23 protein-coding genes and 1 pseudogene are annotated in these 21131 nt (G+C 59.8%); 18 read left to right on the top strand and 6 right to left on the bottom strand.

Features of this window, described 5'->3' with window-relative positions; translation table 11 throughout:
* Positions 1–239: 239 nt before the first annotated feature.
* The 7 genes from hslV (at position 240) to WLY71_RS01320 (ending at position 8032) form a co-directional block, all read left to right on the top strand.
* On the top strand, positions 240–770 hold the full coding sequence (gene hslV / locus WLY71_RS01350) for an ATP-dependent protease subunit HslV (protein ID WP_007899242.1): 531 nt from the start codon (positions 240–242) through the stop codon (positions 768–770).
* 55 nt (positions 771–825) lie between these two features.
* On the top strand, positions 826–2166 hold the full coding sequence (hslU, locus tag WLY71_RS01345; protein WP_347802199.1) for an ATP-dependent protease ATPase subunit HslU: 1341 nt from the start codon (positions 826–828) through the stop codon (positions 2164–2166).
* A 45-nt stretch (positions 2167–2211) separates the two neighbouring features.
* Entirely contained in the window at positions 2212–2592 is a 381-nt protein-coding gene (locus tag WLY71_RS01340) for a gamma-butyrobetaine hydroxylase family protein (protein WP_033055352.1), read from the top strand.
* Between the two features lie 257 nt (positions 2593–2849).
* Positions 2850–4529 (top strand): class II poly(R)-hydroxyalkanoic acid synthase, encoded by a 1680-nt coding sequence (phaC, locus tag WLY71_RS01335; RefSeq protein WP_347802198.1) that lies wholly within the window; start codon positions 2850–2852, stop codon positions 4527–4529.
* 156 nt (positions 4530–4685) lie between these two features.
* Positions 4686–5540, top strand: coding sequence for a poly(3-hydroxyalkanoate) depolymerase (gene phaZ, locus WLY71_RS01330; protein WP_347802197.1), 855 nt, complete (start codon positions 4686–4688; stop codon positions 5538–5540).
* 129 nt (positions 5541–5669) lie between these two features.
* Positions 5670–7352: a class II poly(R)-hydroxyalkanoic acid synthase gene (gene phaC / locus WLY71_RS01325; RefSeq protein ID WP_347802196.1), complete on the top strand. Its 1683-nt coding sequence runs from the start codon at positions 5670–5672 to the stop codon at positions 7350–7352.
* Between the two features lie 59 nt (positions 7353–7411).
* The gene (locus tag WLY71_RS01320) at positions 7412–8032 is read left to right on the top strand and encodes a TetR/AcrR family transcriptional regulator (RefSeq protein WP_140680643.1); all 621 of its coding nucleotides are present in this window, start codon (positions 7412–7414) and stop codon (positions 8030–8032) included.
* A gap of 175 nt (positions 8033–8207) precedes the next feature.
* Here WLY71_RS01320 and WLY71_RS01310 read toward each other — a convergent pair whose 3' ends face one another.
* From WLY71_RS01310 to WLY71_RS01300, 3 genes are all read right to left on the bottom strand, one after another.
* Entirely contained in the window at positions 8208–8993 is a 786-nt protein-coding gene (locus WLY71_RS01310) for a phasin family protein (RefSeq protein WP_347802195.1), read from the bottom strand.
* Positions 8994–9003: 10 nt separating this feature from the next.
* The gene (locus tag WLY71_RS01305; RefSeq protein ID WP_347802194.1) at positions 9004–9426 is read right to left on the bottom strand and encodes a phasin family protein; all 423 of its coding nucleotides are present in this window, start codon (positions 9424–9426) and stop codon (positions 9004–9006) included.
* Positions 9427–9567: 141 nt separating this feature from the next.
* Positions 9568–9843 (bottom strand): polyhydroxyalkanoic acid system family protein, encoded by a 276-nt coding sequence (locus WLY71_RS01300; RefSeq protein ID WP_074872865.1) that lies wholly within the window; start codon positions 9841–9843, stop codon positions 9568–9570.
* A gap of 155 nt (positions 9844–9998) precedes the next feature.
* Between WLY71_RS01300 and ubiE the strand changes: the two genes are divergently transcribed.
* The 11 genes and pseudogenes from ubiE (at position 9999) to WLY71_RS31200 (ending at position 18165) form a co-directional block, all read left to right on the top strand.
* A complete protein-coding gene (gene ubiE / locus WLY71_RS01295) occupies positions 9999–10769 on the top strand; it encodes a bifunctional demethylmenaquinone methyltransferase/2-methoxy-6-polyprenyl-1,4-benzoquinol methylase UbiE (RefSeq protein WP_007948968.1) in 771 nt (256 codons plus the stop codon).
* Positions 10769–11392, top strand: coding sequence for a ubiquinone biosynthesis accessory factor UbiJ (locus tag WLY71_RS01290; protein WP_347802193.1), 624 nt, complete (start codon positions 10769–10771; stop codon positions 11390–11392). The genes ubiE and WLY71_RS01290 overlap by 1 nt, the downstream gene beginning before the upstream one ends.
* Positions 11389–12993, top strand: a complete 1605-nt coding sequence (gene ubiB, locus WLY71_RS01285; protein WP_347802192.1) for a ubiquinone biosynthesis regulatory protein kinase UbiB — start codon at positions 11389–11391, stop codon at positions 12991–12993. The genes WLY71_RS01290 and ubiB overlap by 4 nt, the downstream gene beginning before the upstream one ends.
* Positions 12994–13073: 80 nt before the next feature.
* Positions 13074–13475, top strand: coding sequence for a phosphoribosyl-AMP cyclohydrolase (hisI, locus tag WLY71_RS01280; RefSeq protein ID WP_008149521.1), 402 nt, complete (start codon positions 13074–13076; stop codon positions 13473–13475).
* The gene (locus WLY71_RS01275; RefSeq protein ID WP_008047820.1) at positions 13468–13800 is read left to right on the top strand and encodes a phosphoribosyl-ATP diphosphatase; all 333 of its coding nucleotides are present in this window, start codon (positions 13468–13470) and stop codon (positions 13798–13800) included. The genes hisI and WLY71_RS01275 overlap by 8 nt, the downstream gene beginning before the upstream one ends.
* A 25-nt stretch (positions 13801–13825) precedes the next feature.
* Positions 13826–14104: a twin-arginine translocase TatA/TatE family subunit gene (locus tag WLY71_RS01270; protein ID WP_347802191.1), complete on the top strand. Its 279-nt coding sequence runs from the start codon at positions 13826–13828 to the stop codon at positions 14102–14104.
* Between the two features lie 10 nt (positions 14105–14114).
* Positions 14115–14534, top strand: coding sequence for a Sec-independent protein translocase protein TatB (gene tatB, locus WLY71_RS01265; RefSeq protein WP_347802190.1), 420 nt, complete (start codon positions 14115–14117; stop codon positions 14532–14534).
* Positions 14531–15325, top strand: coding sequence for a twin-arginine translocase subunit TatC (gene tatC, locus WLY71_RS01260; protein WP_223431127.1), 795 nt, complete (start codon positions 14531–14533; stop codon positions 15323–15325). Before tatB ends, tatC begins: the two co-directional genes overlap by 4 nt.
* Positions 15322–16029, top strand: a complete 708-nt coding sequence (locus tag WLY71_RS01255; protein ID WP_347802189.1) for a 16S rRNA (uracil(1498)-N(3))-methyltransferase — start codon at positions 15322–15324, stop codon at positions 16027–16029. The genes tatC and WLY71_RS01255 overlap by 4 nt, the downstream gene beginning before the upstream one ends.
* A gap of 198 nt (positions 16030–16227) precedes the next feature.
* Positions 16228–17307 (top strand): annotated as a pseudogene (locus WLY71_RS31205) (methyl-accepting chemotaxis protein); the annotation flags it as partial.
* Complete coding sequence (locus tag WLY71_RS31200) at positions 17293–18165, top strand: methyl-accepting chemotaxis protein (RefSeq protein WP_425589903.1); 873 nt, start codon at positions 17293–17295, stop codon at positions 18163–18165. The pseudogene WLY71_RS31205 and the gene WLY71_RS31200, both read left to right, overlap by 15 nt.
* A gap of 156 nt (positions 18166–18321) precedes the next feature.
* On the opposite strand, the gene WLY71_RS01245 is transcribed toward WLY71_RS31200, so the two are convergent.
* From WLY71_RS01245 to WLY71_RS01235, 3 genes are all read right to left on the bottom strand, one after another.
* Positions 18322–19056, bottom strand: coding sequence for an amino acid ABC transporter ATP-binding protein (locus WLY71_RS01245; RefSeq protein ID WP_046045596.1), 735 nt, complete (start codon positions 19054–19056; stop codon positions 18322–18324).
* Positions 19049–20008, bottom strand: a complete 960-nt coding sequence (locus tag WLY71_RS01240; protein WP_347802187.1) for an amino acid ABC transporter permease — start codon at positions 20006–20008, stop codon at positions 19049–19051. The genes WLY71_RS01245 and WLY71_RS01240 overlap by 8 nt, the downstream gene beginning before the upstream one ends.
* 173 nt (positions 20009–20181) lie before the next feature.
* A complete protein-coding gene (locus tag WLY71_RS01235; protein WP_347802230.1) occupies positions 20182–20979 on the bottom strand; it encodes a transporter substrate-binding domain-containing protein in 798 nt (265 codons plus the stop codon).
* Positions 20980–21131: the final 152 nt, after the last annotated feature.

The raw sequence follows: 21131 nt of genomic DNA, 5'->3' as shown, positions 1-21131 counted from the left end.
AGCTCCCGCAGGAGACACGAATCCTGTAGGAGCTGCCGCAGGCTGCGATCTTTTCAAGGTTTGCAGGGTATTCCGTCTTACCCATCATCAAGAGCAAGATCAAAAGATCGCAGCCTTCGGCAGCTCCTACGCGCCTCGCACCGCTCGTCCCCTCTCCCTCTCCGCAGTTGAAATACGCTCCACCACCCCCATATGAGTTGGCATAAGGCATTTTCGCCCCGCTGCGTGGAGACTCTCCCTTGACCACCATCGTTTCAGTTCGCCGCCACGGCAAAGTCGTCATGGGCGGCGACGGCCAGGTTTCTCTCGGCAATACCGTGATGAAAGGCAACGCGAAGAAAGTTCGCCGCCTGTACCACGGCCAGGTGATCGCCGGTTTTGCCGGGGCCACCGCTGACGCCTTCACCCTCTTCGAGCGTTTCGAAGGCCAGCTTGAGAAACATCAGGGCCACCTGGTTCGCGCCGCTGTCGAACTCGCCAAAGAATGGCGCACTGACCGCTCCCTCAGCCGCCTCGAAGCCATGCTCGCGGTCGCGAACAAAGACGCCTCTCTGATCATCACCGGCAACGGCGACGTGGTCGAACCTGAAGAAGGTCTGATCGCCATGGGTTCCGGTGGCGGTTACGCCCAGGCCGCCGCCAGCGCGCTGCTGAAGAAAACCGATCTGTCGGCCCGGGAAATCGTCGAAACCGCCCTCGGTATCGCCGGCGACATCTGTGTATTCACCAACCACACCTTCACCATTGAGGAGCAGGACCTCGCTGAGTAAGCCTGTTTTGGCCACCACGCCACGGCTCACTTTTACCTGAGGACCGCCAATTACTATGTCCATGACTCCCCGTGAAATCGTCCACGAACTCAATCGCCATATCATCGGCCAGGACGATGCCAAGCGCGCCGTCGCCATCGCGCTGCGTAACCGCTGGCGCCGGATGCAGCTACCTGAAGAGCTGCGCGTTGAAGTGACCCCCAAGAACATCCTGATGATCGGCCCGACCGGTGTCGGTAAAACCGAGATTGCTCGTCGTCTGGCCAAACTGGCCAACGCGCCGTTCATCAAGGTCGAAGCGACCAAGTTCACCGAAGTCGGCTATGTCGGCCGCGACGTCGAGTCGATCATTCGTGACCTGGCCGACGCGGCGATCAAGCTGCTGCGCGAACAGGAAATGACCAAGGTTCGCCACCGCGCCGAAGACGCCGCCGAAGAGCGCATCCTCGACGCCCTGCTGCCACCGGCACGCATGGGCTTCAGCAACGACGACGCCGCACCGTCGGCCGACTCCAACACCCGTCAGCTGTTCCGCAAGCGCCTGCGCGAAGGTCAGCTGGATGACAAAGAGATCGAAATCGAAGTCGCCGAAATGACCGGTGTCGATATCTCCGCGCCACCGGGCATGGAAGAGATGACCAACCAGTTGCAGAGCCTGTTCGCCAACATGGGCAAGGGTAAAAAGAAAAGCCGCAAGATCAAGGTCAAGGAAGCACTGAAGCTGGTGCGTGACGAAGAAGCCGGTCGTCTGGTCAACGAAGAAGAATTGAAGGCCAAGGCGCTGGAAGCGGTCGAGCAGCATGGCATCGTGTTCATCGACGAAATCGACAAGGTCGCCAAGCGCGGCAACACCGGTGGCGTCGACGTGTCCCGCGAAGGCGTACAGCGCGACCTGCTGCCGCTGATCGAAGGCTGCACCGTCAACACCAAACTGGGCATGGTCAAGACCGACCACATCCTGTTCATCGCGTCCGGTGCGTTCCACCTGAGCAAGCCGAGCGATCTGGTGCCCGAGCTGCAAGGTCGCCTGCCGATTCGTGTCGAACTCAAAGCCCTGACGCCTGAAGATTTCGAACGCATTCTCAGCGAGCCGCACGCGTCGCTCACCGAGCAATATTGCGCCCTGCTGAAAACCGAAGGCCTGGTGATCGAGTTCCAGCCGGACGGCATCAAGCGTATTGCCGAGATCGCCTGGCAGGTCAACGAGAAGACCGAGAATATCGGTGCCCGTCGCCTGCACACGCTGCTTGAGCGTCTGCTTGAAGAGGTGTCGTTCAGCGCCGGTGATCTGGCCAGCGCCCACGACGACAAAGCGATCGTGATCGACGCCGATTACGTCAACAGCCACTTGGGCGAATTGGCGCAGAACGAAGACCTGTCCCGTTATATCCTGTAGGTCTCATTCTCTACATGGCAGGGCCGCTTGCGGCCCTGAACCAAAATGACGACCCAACTCCCCACCGACATCAAACTGCACAAAGCCTCGAAAACCCTGTCGCTGAAATACGCGTCCGGCGAGGAACATCACCTGCCCGCCGAGTTCCTGCGCGTGCACTCTCCTTCCGCCGAGGTCCAGGGCCACGGCAAACCTATCCTGCAATTTGGCAAGATCGGCGTAGGCCTGACCAAGGTCGAACCGGCCGGTCAGTACGCACTGAAATTGACCTTCGACGACGGCCACGACAGCGGCCTGTTCACTTGGGAATATCTGTATCAACTGGGCGTACGCCAAGAGGATCTGTGGAACGATTATCTTGCCGAACTCAAAGCCGCCGGAAAGACCCGTGATCCGAACGAATCCATCGTCAAGCTGATGCTCTAACTCAGGCCTTTCGCTCATTAGAAGGCATTTTCTAATTCCATCTGTTTGAATGCTCCGCTTCTGGGCCGACGATTGGCCTGCTTGCGAAAAAAATTAAACTCGGGTAACCAATGGAGCTGGCAAGGTACCTGCAGTGCTCTCTGAACTAAAAAGCAGCGATGCAGAATTAACGGTCACCCGAGCAGTAGTACCTGGCACTGGCTGTGGACTGCACAGCTGGACCCAGGTACTCGTCTCAGGACAATGGAGCGTCGTAGATGAGTAACAAGAATAACGATGACTTGAAGTATCAGGCCTCGGAAAACACCTTGGGGCTGAATCCTGTCGTTGGGCTGCGTGGAAAGGATCTACTGGCTTCTGCTCGAATGGTGCTTAGGCAGGCCATCAGACAACCGATTCACAGCGCCAGGCATGTCGCCCATTTTGGTCTTGAACTGAAGAACGTGTTGTTCGGTAAATCCGAGCTCCTACCGACAAGCGATGACCGTCGCTTCGCCGATCCGGCCTGGAGCCAAAACCCGCTCTACAAACGTTATTTGCAAACTTACCTGGCGTGGCGCAAGGAACTCCACGACTGGATCGGCGACAGCAACCTCTCGCCCAAGGATGTCGCACGCGGGCATTTCGTGATCAACCTCATGACCGAAGCCATGGCCCCCACCAACAGTGCGGCCAACCCGGCGGCGGTCAAACGCTTCTTTGAAACCGGCGGCAAAAGCCTGCTCGACGGCCTCTCCCATCTGGCCAAGGATCTGGTGCACAACGGCGGCATGCCGAGCCAGGTCAACATGGGCGCGTTCGAGGTTGGCAAGAGCCTGGGCGTCAGCGAAGGCGCGGTGGTGTTTCGCAACGACGTGCTGGAGCTGATCCAGTACCGGCCGACCACCGAGCAGGTGCACGAGCGCCCACTGTTGGTGGTGCCACCGCAGATCAACAAGTTCTATGTTTTCGACCTGAGCCCGGACAAGAGCCTGGCGCGCTTCTGCCTGCGCAACAACATGCAGACGTTCATCGTCAGCTGGCGCAACCCGACCAAGGAGCAGCGCGAGTGGGGTCTGTCGAGCTACATCGAAGCGCTCAAGGAAGCGGTCGACGTGGTCACCGCGATCACCGGCAGCAAAGACATCAACATGCTCGGTGCCTGCTCCGGCGGCATCACCTGCACCGCCCTGCTGGGCCACTACGCTGCGATCGGTGAGAAAAAGGTCAACGCCCTGACGTTACTGGTCAGCGTGCTGGACACCACCCTGGAGAGCGACGTGGCACTGTTCGTCGACGAGCAGACCCTCGAATCCGCCAAACGCCACTCCTACCAGGCCGGCGTACTGGAAGGCCGCGACATGGCGAAAGTCTTCGCCTGGATGCGCCCCAACGACCTGATCTGGAACTACTGGGTCAACAACTACCTGCTGGGCAACGAGCCGCCGGTGTTCGACATCCTGTTCTGGAACAACGACACCACACGGTTGCCCGCCGCGTTCCACGGCGACCTGATCGAGATGTTCAAAACCAACCCACTGATCCGACCTGATGCACTGGAAGTGTGCGGCACACCGATCGATCTGAAGCAGGTCACTGCCGACATCTACTCCCTGGCCGGCACCAACGACCATATCACCCCATGGAAGTCCTGCTACAAGTCAGCGCAACTGTTCGGTGGCAAGGTTGAATTCGTGCTGTCCAGCAGCGGGCATATCCAGAGCATTCTGAACCCGCCGGGCAATCCGAAATCGCGCTACATGACCAGCACCGAGATGCCGGTCAAGGCGGAGGAGTGGCAAGAAAACTCTACCAAGCACACCGACTCCTGGTGGCTGCACTGGCAGGCATGGCAAGCCGAACGTTCGGGTAAGCTGAAGAAGTCTCCGGGCAGTTTGGGCAACAAAGCTTATCCAGCAGGTGAAGCTGCACCAGGCACTTATGTGCATGAGCGATAACTGACACACCTCGCGCCCCTGTGTGGGAGCGAGCTTGCTCGCGATGGCGGCGGCAGCTTTGGCAAATGTGCTGGCTGACACACCGCTATCGCGAGCAAGCTCGCTCCCACAAGGGATTGGGATGAATTAAAGACAGTGACCCACAGGGCGTGAAGCATGCCGCAACCGTTCATATTTCGTACCGTCGACCTGGATGGCCAGACCCTCCGCACGGCAGTACGCCCCGGCAAGCCTCACTTGACGCCCTTGCTGATTTTCAACGGCATCGGCGCCAACCTGGAGCTGGTGTTTCCGTTTGTCGCGGCGCTGGACCCGGACCTGGAAGTCATCGCCTTCGACGTCCCTGGTGTCGGCGGTTCGTCGACGCCAAGACGACCGTATCGCTTTCCGGGCCTGGCGAAACTCACGGCGCGGATGCTCGACTATCTCGACTACGGGAAAGTCAATGTGATTGGCGTGTCGTGGGGTGGCGCCCTGGCCCAGCAGTTCGCTTACGACTATCCCGAGCGCTGCAAGAAACTCGTTCTGGCGGCCACGGCGGCTGGCACGGTGATGGTGCCGGGCAAGCCGAAAGTCCTGTGGATGATGGCCAGCCCACGACGCTATATCCAGCCGTCTCACGTGATTCGCATCGCGCCGATGATCTATGGCGGTGCGTTCCGTCGCGATCCGACCCTCGCCGCCAGCCATGCCGCCAAGGTCCGCTCGGCAGGCAAACTCGGTTACTACTGGCAGCTGTTCGCCGGCCTCGGCTGGACCAGCATTCACTGGCTGCACAAGATCCACCAGCCAACCTTGGTACTGGCCGGTGACGACGATCCGCTGATCCCGCTGATCAACATGCGTTTGCTCGCCTGGCGGATTCCCAACGCCCAGTTGCACATCATCGATGACGGGCATCTGTTTTTGATTACCCGGGCCGAAGCAGTGGCACCGATCATCATGAAGTTTCTCCAGGAAGAACGGCAGCGTGCCGTGATGCATCCGCATCCGGCGCCATTTGGCGGCTAATCGGCCCTGGCTTTTGTTAACAAAAAGGGGTCGGGAAGAGGCAGCGCCGCGCAACAATCCGCAACAGCGTCTATGGTGTTCTGGTTCGGTGTATCTGTATTTGGCCTGAAGACGAAGGAGTGTTGATTCATGCGCGAAAAACCAGCGAGGGACTTTTCACCCACTCCCGCCGCGTTCATCAATGCACAGAGTGCGATTACAGGCGTGCGCGGTCGGGATTTGTTGTCGACCCTGCGCAGTGTTGCCGCCCATGGTTTGCGCAACCCGGTGCACACCGCCCGACACGCCTTGAAACTGGGCGGTCAACTGGGCCGCGTACTGCTGGGCGAAACCCTGCACCCGACCAATCCGCAGGACAATCGCTTTGCCGATCCGGCGTGGAGCCTCAACCCTTTTTATCGCCGCAGCTTGCAGGCCTACCTGAGCTGGCAGAAGCAGGTCAAACACTGGATCGACGACAGCAACATGACCCCGGACGATCGCGCCCGCGCGCACTTCGCGTTCGCCTTGCTCAACGACGCCATGGCACCGTCCAACAGCCTGCTTAATCCGCTGGCGATCAAGGAGATCTTCAATTCCGGCGGCAACAGCCTGGTGCGAGGCATAAGCCACCTGGTCGACGACTTCCTGCACAACGACGGTCTGCCCAGACAAGTCACCAAGCAAGCTTTCGAGGTCGGCAAAACGGTCGCCACCACTACGGGCTCCGTGGTGTTTCGCAATGAGCTGCTGGAGTTGATCCAGTACAAGCCAATGAGCGAAAAACAATATTCCAAACCGCTGCTGGTGGTGCCGCCACAGATCAACAAGTACTACATTTTCGACCTGAGCCCGCACAACAGCTTCGTCCAGTTCGCCCTGAAGAACGGTTTGCAGACCTTCATGATCAGCTGGCGCAATCCGGATGTACGTCATCGCGAATGGGGGCTGTCGACGTACGTCGAAGCCGTAGAAGAAGCGATGAATGTGTGCCGGGCGATCACCGGTGCTCGTGAGGTCAACCTGATGGGCGCCTGCGCGGGCGGGCTGACCATTGCCGCGCTGCAAGGCCATTTGCAGGCCAAGCGACAACTTCGGCGGGTGTCCAGCGCGACCTATCTCGTGAGCCTGCTCGACAGTCAGATGGACTCGCCGGCGACCCTCTTCGCCGACGAACAGACGCTTGAGGCGGCCAAGCGTCGCTCCTATCAGAAAGGCGTGCTGGACGGCCGCGACATGGCCAGGGTCTTCACCTGGATGCGCCCCAACGATTTGATCTGGAGCTATTTCGTTAACAACTACCTGTTGGGCAAAGAGCCTCCGGCGTTCGACATCCTCTACTGGAACAACGACAACACACGTTTGCCGGCAGCCTTGCATGGCGACTTGCTGGACTTCTTCAAACACAACCCGCTGAGTCATCCGGGTGGTCTGGAAGTGTGCGGCACGCCAATCGACTTGCAGAAAGTCAACGTCGACAGCTTCAGCGTCGCGGGCATCAACGACCACATCACTCCGTGGGATGCGGTGTATCGCTCGACCCTGCTGCTGGGTGGCGAGCGACGCTTCGTGTTGTCCAACAGCGGGCATGTGCAGAGCATTCTCAACCCGCCCTCCAACCCGAAAGCCAACTTCGTCGAGAGCACGAAGCTGAGCAGCGACCCGCGGGCCTGGTATTACGACGCCAAGCAAGTCAACGGCAGTTGGTGGACTCAGTGGCTGGGCTGGATTCAAGAACGTTCAGGCGCGCTAAAGGAAACCCACATGGCGCTTGGCAACCAGAACTATCCACCGATGGAAGCGGCACCCGGCACTTATGTGCACGTGCGCTGACTGACAACGAACCACGGCCGGCGCCGGCCGTGGCATGACTTGACCATTAAGAAGACTGGATGAAAACCCGCGACCGGATTCTCGAATGTGCTTTGCAGTTGTTCAATCAAAAGGGCGAGCCGAACGTCTCCACCATGGAAGTTGCCAACGAAATGGGCATCAGCCCGGGCAACCTCTACTACCACTTCCACGGCAAGGAACCGTTGATTCTCGGACTGTTCGAGCGCTTCCAGGCCGAACTGGCGCCCCTGCTCGATCCACCGGCCGATGTGGAACTTGCACCGGAAGATTACTGGCTGTTCCTGCACCTGATCGTCGAACGCCTGGCCCACTACCGGTTTCTGTTCCAGGACCTGTCGAACCTCGCCGGGCGCTTGCCGAAACTGGCCAAGGGCATTCGCAACCTGCTCAACGCGTTGAAGCGCACGCTGGCTTCGTTGCTCGCACGATTGAAGGCTCAGGGGCAATTGGTCAGCGATACCCAAGCGTTGGGGCAACTGGTGGAACAGATCACCATGACGCTGCTGTTCTCGCTGGACTATCAGCGGATTCTTGATCGCGAGGGCGAGGTGAGGTTGGTGGTTTACCAGATCATGATGCTGGTGGCGCCGCATTTGCTGCCGCCGATCAAGGTGGCGACGGAGCAGTTGGCGCTCCAATACCTCGAAGAACACGACTAACCCCTGTGGGAGCGAGCCTGCTCGCGAAAGCGGTTTATCATTCAAAAATGATGTCGACTGACCCACCGCTTTCGCGAGCAGGCTCGCTCCCACAGTGGATCTGCGGTGTTCATAAATCCGTGCATAAAAAAACGCCCGACCTTTGCAGGTCGGGCGTTTTCTTGAGCCCTGAAAATCAGGACTGACTGGTTGGCGTCGAAGGAGCTGGCGCGACAGTCGGGGTTGCAGCAGGGGTCGGTGCAGCAGCGGAGTTCGATGTGCTGACCGGGGTTGCCGGTTTGGCGGCAGCCACTGCTGGTTTTGGTGCAGCCGCTTTCGGAGCTGCCGGCTTTTTCACCGCTGGCTTCTTCGCTGCGGCAGGTTTGGCCGCTGGCTTGGTAGCGGGTTTGGCCGCTGCAGTTTTGGCAGCCGGTTTAGCGGCTGGCTTAGCTCCGGCAGTTTTGGCCGCTGGCTTGGCAGCCGGTTTAGCGGCAGCTTTAGCCAGTGGTTTGGCAGCAGACTTCGCCGCAGGTTTGGCCGCCGCGGTTTTCGCCGCAACTGGCGCCACCTTGGCACCGGTGAGTCTTTCGATTTGCTTGGTCAGGGTATCGACCTTGCTGTGCAGCGCTTTGACTTCATTGCGGCTCGGTACACCCAGGCGCGAAATGGCGCTGTTCAGACGCTTGTCGAAAGCCCCTTCCAGCTCATCCCACTTGCCCAGTGCGCGATCTTTCACGCCGCTGATGCGCGACTTGGCCGACGAAGCGGAGTCCTTGGCGGCATCGACTTTCTTGTCGACAGCGCTCTTGGTGAGCTTCTCGGCTTTCTCGCCGTCTTTAACCAATGTATCGAAGAGCTTGCTGCCGTCAGTGTCGATCTTCGAGTACACGCCTAAACCAGCCAGCCAGATTTTGCGGGAGTAGTCTTCAACCTTCCCGATCCACGAGCTGCCTTCTTTTTCAGTATTCTTTTTACCAGCCATCCCGTTCTCCTTAAGATTTTTGCGCGACGCGTTCGAGCAATGCCGTCAGCTCATCGAGCTTGGCAGAGAGTGTCTCAACGTCATGTTTAGACGGAATGCCGATACGATTCAAGGTACTTGCGACACGCGAGTCAAAAGCCTTCTCGACCTTGTCGAGTTGAACTTCGACCTTACCTTTGAAAGTAGTGACTTCACTCTTGGCTTCATCGATCTCGGCATTAGCCGCTTCAAGTTTCTCGGCAACTGCTTCTTTGCCTTTCTTTTCAACAGCTTGACCCGCGACGATCAACTCTTGAAAGTACTCGTTGCCCTCTTGGCCGACCCTGGTGTAGGCCCCCAGGCCTGCCAGCCAGATCTTGCGGGCGTAAGATTTAACGTCGCTCAGAGCAGTCGTCGAAGCGTCGATTTTTTTCTTCAAAATAACTTTGGCCATGGTGCACCTCACGCGCAGAAGGTTTGAGGAACTGCCCGCGAAAGAGTCGGGCTCAGGCACAAAGTAGTGAGAATAATTAGAAACGGCACCCTAACAACTGACACAAATCGGTGATGCCTTATGGCTGCGATCTTTTCGGGATCAGGCCAACGCTTTATCGAGGGCCTTTTCGATTTCCGATTTGATGGTGCCGCTCATGGCCGACATCAACAGGCCAAGTTCGACATCGACCTTGATCGAATCCTCGCCCACATACACCGCGCCTTTCACACCGGACCGTTTGAGGTTCAGGGTGTCGCCGGACCATTGCGGCTCCAGGCCATATTGATCGGACAGCTTCTGCGCCAACAAATCAGCCTTCTCGCGGGCCGCTTCCTTACCCAGGCCATGGGCACGCTCAACACTAATACGGGCCATCAAATGACTCCTGCTATATGGATACTTTCCTGAAGCATCTTGACCGCTACTGCGGCAAAACGTCCCGGCGGTTACCTATCTTACCTGCAGCCTTGCCAAGACAAAGCAGGCCACCGGGATTAGAATGTCCCGCATTCTCTTCTGGTGACAGCGATATGACTGATCAGCGCAAAGGCAGCGATGCCGAACCCACCACTCACTTCGGTTTCAAAAACGTTCCGGAAAGCCAAAAAGCGGAAAAAGTCGCTGAAGTTTTCCACTCGGTAGCCGCCAAGTACGACTTGATGAACGACCTTCTGTCGGGCGGCATGCACCGTCTGTGGAAGCGTTTCGCGATCGAGCTGTCGGGCGTTCGCACCGGTAACCGCGTGCTGGACATCGCCGGCGGCACGGGCGACCTGACCAAGAAGTTCTCGCACCTCGTTGGCCCGACCGGCCAGGTCGTGTTGGCCGACATCAACGAATCCATGCTCAAGGTCGGTCGTGACCGCCTGCTGGATCTGGGTGTGGCCGGCAACGTCGAATTCGTTCAGGCCGACGCTGAAAAGCTGCCGTTCCCGGACAACCATTTCGACTGCGTGACCATCGCTTTCGGCCTGCGCAACGTTACGCATAAAGAAGACGCCCTGCGCTCGATGCTGCGCGTGCTGAAACCGGGCGGCCGTTTGCTGGTGCTGGAGTTCTCCAAGCCAACCAACGCGCTGATGTCCAAAGCCTACGACGCCTACTCGTTCGCCTTCATGCCGCTGATGGGCAAGCTGATCACCAACGACTCGGAAAGCTATCGCTACCTGGCCGAATCGATCCGCATGCACCCGAATCAGGAAACCCTGAAGTCGATGATGGTCGAGGCCGGTTTCGACCGCGTGACTTACCACAACATGACTGCGGGCATCGTCGCCCTGCACCGTGGCATCAAACCCTGATGTTGCTGGCCGGCCTGCTCGCCAGCGTTGAACTCGGTCTGAACCGGGTGCTGCGTCTCGACAGCACAGCGCTGCCGCGGCTGGCGCATTTGAGTGGCAAGGTGATTGCCGTCGACTGCCGCAGCCCGGCGCTGCAAGTGTTCATCCTGCCCAGCGACGAAGGCTTGATGCTGGCTTCCCACTGGGAAACCGGCGCCGACTGCACCTTGCGCGCACCGGCCTCCAGCCTGCTGAAACTGGCGATGAGCAAGGACAAGACTTCGGTCCTGCATGCTCCTGAAGTCGAACTCGACGGCGACAGCGGCGTGCTGCTGGAACTGGCGGCGATCCTTCAGGACCTTGAGCTGGACTGGGAGTACGAACTCTCGCGCTGGCTGGGACCTGTCGCCACGCAACTGCTCGGCGGTCATCTGCGCAGTCGCGCACGCTGGTATCAGCAAGGGTTCGCCAGCCTCAATCAGAACCTTGGCGAGTACCTGGCCGAAGAATCGCGCACCCTCGTCGGTCAGCGCGAAGCTGAAGCCCGTTTCAATGAACTGGATCAGATCAAACTCGATCTGGACCGTCTCGAGGCGCGCTTCGAGCGCCTTTCCCGATCCCTCGACCCAAGCGATAACGCATGAAGCTGCTTGCCGCCCGCCGTTTGTTGCGCATACAGCGCGTTGTGATTCGCTACCGCCTCGATGACCTGCTGTTCGCCCTGCCATTGCCCTGGTTTCTGCTGGCGCTGCGCTACGCCTTACCGTGGCGCTGGTTCCCACGCAAGACGCTGGACCTGAGCCGCGGTGCTCGATTGCGTCTGGCGTTACAGGACCTGGGACCGATTTTCATCAAGTTCGGGCAAATCCTGTCCACCCGCCGCGACTTGCTGCCCGAAGACATCGCCGATGAGCTGATGAAGCTGCAGGACCGCGTGCCGCCGTTCGATTCGCAGGTGTCGGTCAGGCTGATCGAAGAGCAACTCGGCAAAAAGATCAGTGAAGTGTTCTCCCGCTTCGACGTTGAGCCGCTGGCCTCGGCCTCTGTGGCGCAGGTGCATGCCGCGCAACTGAAAACCGGCGAAGAAGTGGTGGTCAAGGTCATCCGCCCGGGCCTGAAACCGATCATCGCGCAGGACCTGGCGTGGCTGTTCATTCTCGCCCGCGCCGCCGAAAAGCTCTCTTCCGACGCGCGCCTGCTGCACCCGGTGGACGTAGTACTGGACTACGAAAAAACCATCTACGACGAACTCGACCTGCTGCGCGAAGCGGCTAATGCCAGTCAGTTGAAGCGCAACTTCGATGGCTCGGAGCTGCTTTACGTGCCGCAAGTCTATTGGGACTGGTGCCGGCCGAAAGTGCTGGTGATGGAGCGGATCTACGGGATTCAAGTCACCGATCTGGCGACCCTCGCCGACCAGCGTACCGACATGAAAATGCTCGCCGAACGCGGTGTGGAGATCTTCTTCACTCAAGTGTTCCGCGACAGCTTCTTCCACGCCGACATGCACCCCGGCAACATCTTCGTCAGCACCGTGACCCCGTGGAGCCCGCAGTACATTGCGATCGACTGCGGCATCGTCGGCAGCCTGACCCCGGAGGACCAGGACTACCTGGCGCGTAACCTGTTCGCGTTCTTCAAGCGTGATTACCGGCGTGTCGCCCAACTGCACATCGATTCAGGCTGGGTACCGGCGGAAACCAAACTCAACGAATTCGAGGCGGCGATCCGCACCGTGTGCGAGCCGATCTTCGAAAAACCGTTAAAAGATATTTCCTTCGGTCAGGTGCTGATGCGCCTGTTCCAGACCGCCCGGCGCTTCAACATGGAAGTGCAGCCGCAGCTCGTATTGCTGCAAAAAACCCTGCTGAACATCGAAGGCCTGGGCCGCCAGTTGTACCCGGACCTCGATTTGTGGAACACCGCCCAGCCGTTCCTCGAACGCTGGATGCGTGAGCGCGTCAGCCCCAAAGCCTTGATCGGCAACGTGCAGAGCCAGTTCGAACAACTGCCGCACCTGGCCAACATGGCCCGCGACCTGCTCGAACGCATGTCCCAGCCCCACGCCTACGACCCGCCGCCACCGTGGCACCGCCGCAAGGACGATTGGCTGCTGCGACTGCTCGGCTGTGCGCACCTGGCCGGCGGCACCATACTCGCTGCCGGCGGGCCGCTGAACGAACTGGGCCATTGGCCGGCCGGGATCATGGTGGCGGTCGGTTTGTATCTGGTCGCTCGCCGATAGCCAGCGCCCCCGCACGCTGGCACACTGTTTCAACGCTTGGGTTCTACTCATGAAGTGTGGAACCGCTGTCGGAGTCGAAGATGAAAAACTGGCTGGACGAGATCAAGTGGGACGCCGATGGCCTGGTGCCGGCGATTGCCCAGGATCACAAGACCGGGCGCGTCCTGATGATGGCCTGGATGAACCGTGAAGCGCTGGAACTGACCGCTGCCGAGAACCGCGCCATTTACTGGTCACGTTCCCGTGGCAAGCTGTGGCGCAAGGGCGAAGAGTCCGGCCACGTGCAAACCCTGCATGAAATGCGCCTGGACTGTGACGCCGACGTGATCATCCTGATGGTCGAACAGATCGGCGACATCGCTTGCCATACCGGCCGTCAGAGCTGTTTCTACCGCGTCTTCGAGAACGGCGACTGGAAAACCGTCGATCCGGTGCTCAAAGACCCGCACGCCATCTATTCCGCAGGACACAGCCATGAGTGACACGTTGACCCGTCTGGCCGAGGTGCTGGAAGAGCGCAAAGGCGCCGCCGCCGACAGCTCGTATGTCGCCAGCCTGTACCACAAGGGCTTGAACAAGATTCTGGAAAAAGTCGGCGAAGAGTCGGTCGAAACCATCATTGCCGCCAAGGATGCCGCCATCAGCGGTGACTGCAGCGATGTGATCTACGAAACCGCCGATTTGTGGTTCCACAGCATGGTCATGCTCGCCCAACTGGGGCAGCATCCACAGGCTGTACTCGATGAACTGGACCGTCGTTTCGGTCTGTCCGGACACGCCGAGAAAGCCTCGCGTCCGTCCGCCTGAACACCTATTTGAGAGGAGCAGCAACATGGGCATTTTTGACTGGAAACACTGGGTCGTCATTCTGGTTGTGGTCGTGCTGGTGTTCGGCACCAAGAAACTGAAGAACCTCGGCACTGACGTGGGTGAGTCGATCAAGGGCTTTCGCAAAGCCATGAACGATGAAGACAAGCCGGTTGACCCGACAGTGACGCCGCAACAACCGGTTCCACCCGTTCAGCCACAGACCACACAGTCCGTGAACCAGCCGCACACCATCGACGTGCAGGCGCAAAAAGTCGAAGAGCCGATCCGCAAAGACGTGTGAGCACTGACTAATGTTTGGTATCAGCTTCTCTGAACTGCTGCTCGTCGGCCTCGTGGCCCTGCTGGTGCTGGGCCCCGAGCGTCTGCCGGGTGCTGCGCGCACCGCCGGCCTGTGGGTCGGCCGTCTGAAGCGCAGCTTCAACGCGATCAAACAGGAAGTTGAACGTGAAATCGGTGCCGACGAGATTCGTCGGCAGCTGCACAACGAGCACATTCTCTCGCTGGAGCAGGAGGCGCGGAAGATTTTCACGCCGACTCAGCAGGAGGCTACGCCGGTTCAGCCGGTTGAACCTGTGATGGAGCAGACGATTCATGCTCCAGCCGCCGAGCCTGCGGCACCTGTTGTAGCGGCCGTAGAACCTGTTACGCCTGCGGCTGCGCCTGTTGCGCCGGCCCCTCATGACCCAACATTGCCGCCGCGAGCCCCATGAGCGATCTCCCTGAAAACGACCAGCACATGCCGCTGGTTTCGCACCTCACCGAGTTGCGTACCCGTCTGCTGCGCTGTGTAGCGGCGATCTTCATCATCTTCGCCGGGTTGTTTGCCTTCACCCAGCAGATTTATACCTTCGTCTCCACGCCGCTGCGTCAGTACCTGCCCGTGGGCGCGACGATGATCGCCACCGACGTGTCGTCACCGTTCCTGACGCCGCTGAAGCTGACCATGATGGTTTCGCTGTTCCTGGCGATCCCGGTGATCCTGCATCAGATCTGGGGCTTTATCGCGCCAGGCCTGTACAAGCATGAGAAACGCATTGCGGTGCCACTGCTGGTGTCCAGCATCCTGCTGTTCTATACCGGCATGGCGTTCGCCTATTACCTGGTGTTCCCGCTGATCTTCAAATTCTTCGCCGCCGCCACCCCGGCCGGCGTGGAAATGATGACCGACATCAGCAGCTACCTCGACTTCGTCATGACGCTGTTCTTCGCTTTCGGCGTGGCCTTCGAAATTCCGGTGGCCGTGGTCCTGCTGGTGTGGATCGGTGTGGTCAACGTCGCTTACCTGAAGAAAATCCGCCCGTACGTGGTCATCGGCTGCTTCGTGGTCGGCATGATCCTGACGCCGCCGGACATCTTCTCGCAGACGTTGCTGGCCGTACCGATGTGGCTGCTGTTTGAAATCGGCATCCTGTTCGGTGGCCTGATCAGCAAGCGCGGCGAGCATCCGGACGACCAGCCGGCCGACGATCACAACGACCAGCCGCCAGCGACTCAACCATGAACCTGCTGCTGCTCGAAGAGGCCGACTTCATTGCGGCCGACCGGGCGATCCTGCGTGATCGCCGGTTGACGCACATGCAGGAAGTCCACCGTTCGGTTGTCGGCGACAGCCTGCGGGTCGGGCGCATCGGCGGGCTGATGGGCTCCGCCGAACTGCTGCGCCTGGACGCCGATGAAGCCGAGTTGCGCGTCACCCTCGACCAGCCACCACCGGCCAAGCTGCCGCTGACCCTGGTGCTGGCCCTGCCACGGCCGAAAATGCTCCGTAGGGTGTTTCAGACCGTAGCGGCCATGGGTGTGCCGCGAATCATTCTGGTGAACAGCTATCGCGTCGAGAAGAGCTTCTGGCAAACCCCATTCCTGGAGCCCGAGGCGATTCGCGAGCAACTGATCCTGGGCCTTGAACAGGCCCGGGACAGCGTGCTACCGGAAGTCGTCATCGAGAAGCGCTTCAAGCCGTTCGTCGAAGACCGTCTGCCGGCGATCACCGACGGTACCCTTGGCCTCGTTGGCCACCCCGGCCATTATCCGCCCTGCCCTCGCGGCCTGGACGAACCGGTGACCCTGGCCATCGGCCCCGAAGGTGGCTGGATTCCTTACGAAATCGACCTGCTGGGCAAGGCCGGCCTGCAACCGGTGCAGCTCGGCGAGCGCATCCTGCGGGTCGAAACCGCCGTCACTGCGCTGCTCGCACGCCTGTTCTAACCCCTGACTCCACTTTAGACACAGAACCTGTGGGAGCGAGCTTGCTCGCGATAGCGGACTGCCAGTTAACCCATGTGTTGACTGACCCACCGCCATCGCGAGCAAGCTCGCTCCCACAGGAAGATTCGTCGTCCCAACCAATGTGTACGCCTACAGATTGCGGCCCGCCAGCCGATACAGTCCCCATAAAACCAACGAATGGTTCGAGGGAGTTGCAGCATGTACCGATGGCTAGCCGAGAAACTGGGGAACGTCAGCGTCAATCGCAAACTGGGTGTCGGCTTCGGTCTGGTGCTGCTTCTTACCTTGTTGATCACCTTCACCGGCTGGACCGGCCTGAGCGGCGTGATGAGTCGCGGCGATAAGTTGGGGTTTATTGCCAGCCTCAATGACCTGACCAAAGACCTGCGCCTGGCCCGTCTGGATTACGAAATGCGTCGCGGCGACCAAGGCCCTGGTGCGGTCAACGACCTGCTCGGCCAACTCGATACCGGCCTGAAAACCGCGCGCACGATGATCGAACAACCGGCCGACGTGGCCATGATCGACCAGCAACTGGCCGCCGTCAGTGAGTACAAACAAGCCTTCACGGCGATGACCCAGGCCGGCGCCACCCGCGAAGACGCCCGCGGCAAACTCGGCGCCACCGCCGACAACGCCGTGGCCCGTGTCGCCGAAGTCGAAAAATCCATGTTGCAAGGTGACAGCATTGCCGATTTCAACAACGTGATCGACCTGAGCAAACTGATCCAGCACGCGCGCTTCCAGGTGCGCGGTTACACCTACAGCGGCAAAACCGAGGCCGAGCAACCTGCTTTGGACGCCATCGACAACGCGTTGAAAAACCTCGAAAGCCTGCCCTCCAAACTGCCGGAACAGCACATCGCCAACCTGCAGCAGGCCACTGACTCGCTCAAGGCCTATCGCGCCGCCGTCAGCCAGTTCCGTGACTCTCAGGTAGCCAGCGCGGCCGCGCTCAAACGCATGGCCGTGCAAGGCGACATCCTGCTCGCCGTCAGCAAAAAACTCACCGTGTCGCAAACCATCGTCCGTGACACTGACGCCGCGCACGCCAAAAACCTGCTGCTGCTGGCCACCGTCCTGGCGCTCGCCTTCGGGATGCTTGCCGCGTGGGCCATCACTCGCCAGATCGTGATTCCCCTGAGCCAGACCCTCAAAGTGGCGGAGCGTGTTGCTGCCGGTGACCTGACCCAAAACCTTATCTCCGAGCGTCAGGACGAACTCGGCCAGCTACAGCGCGCCATGCAGAGCATGACCCTGGGCCTGCGCGAGTTGATTGGTGGCATCAGTGACGGCGTCACGCAAATCGCCAGTGCCGCCGAAGAGCTGTCGGCAGTCACCGAGCAGACCAGCGCCGGGGTCAACAGCCAGAAGGTCGAGACCGACCAGGTGGCCACCGCCATGAACGAAATGACCGCCACCGTGCAGGAAGTCGCGCGTAACGCCGAAGAAGCCTCCGAAGCCGCCGTCGCCGCCGACCAACAGGCCCGCGAAGGTGACAAAGTGGTCGGCGAAGCCATCGCCCAGATCGAACGTCTGGCCAAGGAAGTCGGCAGCTCCACCGAAGCCATGGGTCACCTCAAACGCGAAAGCGACAAGATCGGCAGCGTGCTCGACGTGATCAAATCCGTGGCCCAGCAAACCAACCTGCTGGCCCTCAACGCCGCCATCGAGGCCGCCCGTGCCGGTGAGGCCGGACGTGGCTTTGCGGTGGTCGCCGACGAAGTCCGCAGCCTGGCCCAGCGTACCCAGAAGTCCACCGAAGAAATCGAAGAGCTGATCGTCGGCCTGCAAACCGGCACCCAGCAAGTGGCGACCATCATGGACAACAGCCGCAGCCTGACCGAAAGCAGCGTCGAACTGACCCGCCGCGCCGGTGGCTCGCTGGAAAGCATTACCCGCACCGTCTCGGCGATTCAGTCGATGAACCAGCAGATCGCCGCCGCTGCGGAGCAGCAAACGGCGGTGGCCGAGGAGATCAACCGTAGCGTGCTCAACGTGCGTGATGTGTCCGAGCAGACCTCGGCAGCCAGTGAAGAGACGGCGGCGTCCAGCATTGAGCTGGCGCGGTTGGGGACGCATCTGCAGATGCTGGTGGGACGGTTTAAGGTTTAAGGCGATTCAATGACCTCGGTTCACTTAGGACCGAGGTGATGCAATCGCGGGCAAGCCCGCTCCCACAAGGATATGCGTCAAACACAAATCTTGTGTTCACCACCGATCAATGTGGGAGCGGGCTTGCCCGCGATGGCGGCCGGAAGGTCGCCGCAGTTAGAGGACCTGCCGCAAGAAAGCCTGTGCGCGCGGATCCTTCGGCGCATCGAAGAATTCGGCCGGTGAAGCGTCCTCCAGCAATTTGCCGTGGTCGAAGAACAGCACCCGATCCGCCACTTCCCGGGCGAAGCCCATTTCGTGGGTGACGCAAACCATGGTCATGCCTTCTACCGCCAGGGTTTTCATCACGTCCAGCACTTCGCCGACCATTTCCGGGTCGAGCGCCGAGGTCGGCTCATCGAACAGCATGACCTTCGGCTCCATGGCCAATGCCCGGGCGATGGCCACACGCTGTTGCTGACCGCCGGAAAGGCGCGACGGAAACTCGTTGGCCTTCTGCGCAATACCGACCTTTTCCAGCAACGCCAAGGCCTTGGCCTCGCGCTCCTTCTTGCCGCGCTTGCGCACGACTTTCTGGGCCAGGCAGAGGTTTTCCAACACGGTCATGTGCGGGAACAGGTTGAAATGCTGGAACACCATGCCGACTTCGCGGCGGTAGGCATTCACATCGGTTTTCGGGTCGGCCAGTTGCAATCCATCGATGCTCACCGAGCCCGAGTCAAACTCTTCCAGGCCGTTGAGGCAGCGCAGGAAGGTCGACTTGCCGGAACCGGACGGGCCGATCACCACCAGCACTTCGCCCTTGGCCACGTGCGTCGAAACGTTATCCACCGCGCGAACCACGTGGCCGCGGGTGTCGAAAACTTTTACCAGATCGCGGACTTCAATCACTTTGCGCGAGCCTCCGCTCAAGCCGGCTGGCGATTCTCGACAGCGGCAGGTTGATCAACAGGTACAGACCGGCCACGCAGAACAGGATTTCGAACGGCGAGAACGAGGTGGTGATGACTTCGCGACCGCTTTTGAGCAGCTCGGTAATGGCGATCACCGACACCAGCGAGGTGTCCTTGACCAGACTGATGAACTGACCGGCCAGCGGTGGCAGCACCCGTTTGAACGCTTGCGGCAGCACCACGCGGCGCATCGACTGACCAGCGCTCAGGCCCAGGGAGCGCGCGGCTTCGTTCTGGCCACGGGCGATGGATTGAACGCCGGAACGGATGATTTCCGCCACATAAGCACCGGTGAACAGCGACAGCGCGGCGATCCCGGCGAACTCCCGGGAGAGGTTCATCACGGTGCCGATGAAGAAGTAGAAAATGAAGATTTGCACCAGCAGCGGCGTACCACGCACCAGTTCGACGTAGATCGTCGAGAGATCGCGCAGGGTCGGGTTGCTCGACAGTCGGCACAGGCCCGTGGCGAGGCCGATCAGCAGGCCGAGCACACCTGAAACCACGGACAACCATAAGGTGGTCCACAGCCCCCACATCAGCGGTCCGGCGGCCCAATGGCGGGTCACGCCGATCACGTCGCCTTCGGCCACGTCATCACCTTGGGCGACTTGCAGGCTGTTGTCGTCGACGGTCAGGTGCTGCTCTGTACCGGCGTCATTGCGCAGGGTGACTTCAGCCTTGTCGCCCTTGCGCATCAGTTCGCTGACGGTGGAGATTTCGGCGGCACGCTGGGATTCTTCGGCGTGATAGGCGAAGTATTGCGGCACACGGTTCCAGCGCCATTCGTAGGACATCAGCGAGGTGGCGTAATACAACGCGCCGGCCAGGCCGATCAGCAGCAGCACGGTTAATACGTGCCACGGCCATTGGGCTTTTTTCTGTTTCATCTGTAAGCAGATTCCGAAATTTGTGTCGCCAAGGAGGACGCCATCGCGAGCAAGCTCGCTCCCACAGGGTCTGTGCCGGACACAAAGGTTGTGTTCACATCGATCAACTGTGGGAGCGAGCTTGCTCGCGATTGAAGCGGCGCGGTGTTACTGATACACCGCAGCAGAAATCCTTATTCCATGTCCTTGAGCCAAGCGGTGTCTTTGAACCACTTGTCATGGATGCGATCGTAGGTGCCGTCTTCGTGGATCTGACGCAGGAAGTTATTGATGAAGTTGAGGCTGTCGTAGTCACCCTTCTTCAGACCGAAGGCCAGCGGCTCGTAGGTGAACGGCTTGTCGAGGAACACCAGTTTGCCAGCACCGACCTTGTTCACGGCCACGACGTTGTAAGGCGCGTCGTAGATAAAGGCGTCGGCCTTGCCGTTGACCACGTCGAGCACGGCTTCCTGCTCGTTGTCGTAGCCGTGGTAGTTGGCTTTGGAGATAAGCTTTTTGGCCACCATCTCGCCGGTGGTGCCGAGCTTGGAAGTGATGCGGTAGTCGGCGGTGTTCAGGTCTTTATAGGACTTGATGGTGCCTTCCAGTTCCTTGCGGATCAGCAGGGTCTGGCCCACCACGATGAACGGTTCGCTGAAGTTCAGCCGCAGGTTGCGTTCCTGGGTCAGGGTCATGCCGCTGCCGATCATGTCGAACTTGTCGGTGAGCAAGGCCGGGATAATGCCGTCGTAGCCGGTGGAAACCATCTCCAGCTTGACACCCATGGCCTTAGTCATGGCTTTGAGAATGTCGACTTCGAAGCCGATGATCTCGCCGCGCTTGTTGGTCATTTCGAACGGCATGTAGGTCGGGTCCATGCCGACTTTCAGCGTGCCGCGCTTGACCGCCTCATCGATGGCACCGGCATGCGCCGCGTTGACTGCAACCAATGCCGTGACGCCGACCAGCAGCATCGACAGATACTTCTTCATCATCAAGTCCCCAAAACCATCGCGTTGTGAGACGCGCAAACCGCGGGTTTCCCTTGGGAAACCGGCAGATACGAACAGAAAGTTGTCCGGGCGCACCAATTCGGGGACGGATGCTAACGCACTCGTTCGTTTGCACAAGGGTTTAAGCAGGA

It is taken from the genome of Pseudomonas rossensis (assembly GCF_039888995.1).
Taxonomy (GTDB): domain Bacteria; phylum Pseudomonadota; class Gammaproteobacteria; order Pseudomonadales; family Pseudomonadaceae; genus Aquipseudomonas; species Aquipseudomonas rossensis.
Note: the sequence above shows the minus strand (reverse complement) of the source record. Positions and strands in the feature narration are given on the sequence as shown.